2 protein-coding genes are annotated in these 2,944 nt (G+C 66.4%); both read left to right on the forward strand.

Annotated elements, in window-relative coordinates; genetic code table 11:
* Positions 1-1,425: potassium-transporting ATPase subunit KdpA (gene kdpA, locus RM423_RS24380; RefSeq protein ID WP_311425632.1), on the forward strand; the 1,425-nt coding region annotated here is incomplete at its 5' end.
* The coding region (gene kdpB / locus RM423_RS24385; protein ID WP_311425633.1) for a potassium-transporting ATPase subunit KdpB at positions 1,425-2,944 on the forward strand (1,520 nt) is incomplete at its 3' end. The genes kdpA and kdpB, both read left to right, overlap by 1 nt.

A 2,944-nucleotide genomic window follows, 5' to 3' on the forward strand; every position in this document is an offset into this window, starting at 1 on the left:
TTCCTGCGGCTGCAGAACCACTTCGGTCATCCGTACGCGGTGCCGCGAATGGGTGGCTCGCAGTCCTGGAACACCGCTGCGAGCTTCGTCACGAACACGAACTGGCAGTCCTACTCCGGGGAGAACGCCCTGGGTTACGTGGTGCAGATGGCGGGCCTGGCGGTGCAGAACTTCGCCTCTGCCGCGGTCGGCATCGCGGTCGCGATCGCCTTGGTCCGTGGGCTCGCCCGTAACCGCACCGACAAGCTGGGTAACTTCTGGGTCGACCTGACCCGCATCTGTTTCCGGGTCCTGCTTCCGATCTCGATCGTGTTCGCGGTCGTCTTCGTCGGCGCCGGCATGATCCAGAACTTCCACGACTACCACAGCGTCACCACGATCGCTGGGGGCAGCCAGACGCTGCCGGGCGGCCCGTTCGCCAGTCAGGAAGTGATCAAGGAACTCGGTACCAACGGCGGTGGCATGTTCAATGCCAACTCGGCGCATCCGTTCGAGAACCCGACGGCGTGGACGAACTGGATCGAGATCTTGCTGTTGCTCTGCATCCCGTTCTCGCTGCCGCGTACGTTCGGCAACATGGTCGGTGACAAGCGCCAGGGCTACGCGATCGTGGCGGTGATGGCGGTACTGGCGATCCTGTCCACCGTCTTGATGGTGGGCTTTCAGACCGCGCACCATGGCACCGTCCCGACCGCGGTAGGTGCTGCTACCGAAGGCACCGAACAACGTTTCGGTGTGCCGGACTCGGCGATCTTTGCCGCCGGCACCACCTTGACCTCGACGGGTGCCGTCGACAGCTTTCACGATTCCTACACCAGCCTGGGCGGCGCGGTGCTGCTGATCGACATGATGCTCGGCGAGGTCGCACCCGGTGGCACGGGCTCGGGCCTGTACGGAATCCTGGTTCTGGCCGTGCTGTCGGTGTTCATCGCCGGGCTGATGGTCGGGCGAACACCGGAATACCTCGGCAAGAAGATCGGCAGCCGGGAGGTGAAGTTCGCCTCGCTGTATCTGCTGAGCACCCCGATGCTGGTGCTGGTCGGCACCGCGGTCGCGATGGGCCTACCGGGTGAACGTGCCGGCATGCTCAACACCGGCTCTCACGGCTTCTCCGAAGTGCTTTATGCGTTCACGTCCGCGGCGAACAACAACGGCTCCGCGTTCGCCGGGATCTCGGTGAACACGACCTGGTACAACACCGCGCTAGGCATCGTGATGCTCCTCGGCCGGTTCTTGCCGATCGTCTTCGTGCTGGGCCTGGCTGGGTCACTGGCCAGGCAACGCCCCGTACCGGCGTCGGAGGGCACGCTTCCCACCCACCGGCTGTTGTTCGTCGGCCTGCTCACCGGCGTCACGTTGATCGTGGTCGCGCTGACCTATTTCCCTGCTCTTGCTCTCGGCCCGCTCGCGGAAGGTCTGCGCTGATGTCCACCGCTACCCTTGACACCCCGAGCGGCGCGCCCGGGCAGCCGGCTTCCGTGCCGTCCAGCAGATCACGCCGGGTGGGCGGTGGGCTGCTCGACCCGAAGATGTTGCTGACGTCGCTACCGGGGGCGTTCGCGAAGCTCGACCCGCGCACGCTGTGGAAGAACCCGGTCATGTTCATCGTCGAGGTGGGCTCGGTGTTCACGACCGTGCTCGCCATCGAGGAATCGACCACGTTCGCATGGCTGATCACGAGCTGGCTGTGGCTCACGGTGCTGTTCGCGAACCTGGCCGAGGCGGTCGCTGAGGGCCGCGGCAAGGCCCAGGCCGACGCGTTGCGGCGAGCCAAGACCGACACCCTGGCCCGGCGGTTGGTGGATCGAGGCGACTTCACCGGCGCTGAGGAGTCCGTTCCCGCTCCACAACTGCAGCAGGGCGACCGGGTCGTCTGCGAAGCCGGGGACACCATCCCAGGCGACGGTGACGTCATCGACGGAGTCGCCAGCGTCGATGAGTCCGCGATCACCGGCGAAAGCGCACCGGTCATCCGGGAGAGCGGCGGCGACCGATCCTCGGTCACCGGCGGCACCAAGGTCCTGTCGGACCGGATCATCGTCGAGATCACCCAGCGACCGGGGGAGAGCTTTATCGACCGGATGATCGCCCTGGTAGAGGGTGCCAGCCGACAGAAGACTCCGAACGAGATCGCACTCAACATTCTGCTGGCTTCACTGACAATCATCTTCCTGCTCGCGACCGCGACCCTGCAGCCGATGGCGATCTTCGCCAAGGCCACCCAGCCAGGCATCCCGGACTCGGCCGCGATCACCTCCAACGGTGTCACCGGCATCGTGCTCGTGTCACTGCTGGTCTGCATCATACCTACCACCATCGGTGCGCTGCTGTCGGCGATCGGCATCGCCGGAATGGACCGGCTGGTGCAGCGCAACGTGCTGGCCATGAGCGGGCGGGCCGTGGAAGCCGCTGGCGATGTGAACACGCTGCTGTTGGACAAGACCGGCACTGTCACGCTGGGAAACCGGCAGGCCAGCGAGTTCACTCCCGTTGGCGGCACCCTCATCGGTCAGCTGGCCGAGGCTGCGCAATTATCCTCGCTGGCTGACGAGACCCCCGAAGGTCGATCAGTGGTCGCGCTGGCCGCCCTGGACTACGACGAGCCGCAGCGGCGCACGGTGGATCTTCCGCACGCGGACTGGGTGCCGTTCACCGCCCAGACCCGGATGAGCGGCGTCGACCTCGCCGCGGCCGGTACGTCCCCGGCCCGCGAGATCCGCAAGGGCGCTACCGCCGCGGTGATGACCTGGGTCCGCGACGGCGGCGGCTCGATACCGCCGTCCACCGGCGACGTGGTGAATGGCATCAGCTCCGCCGGCGGCACACCGCTGCTGGTGGCCCAGCGCATCACTGGCGCGCCACCGGCCGTGCTCGGGGTGATCGACCTCAAGGACATCGTCAAGCCCGGTATGGCTGACCGGTTCGCCGAGCTGCGCCGGATGGG

Origin of the sequence: Jatrophihabitans lederbergiae, from assembly GCF_031845305.1 — a bacterium.
Taxonomy (GTDB): Bacteria; Actinomycetota; Actinomycetes; order Mycobacteriales; family Jatrophihabitantaceae; genus Jatrophihabitans_A; species Jatrophihabitans_A lederbergiae.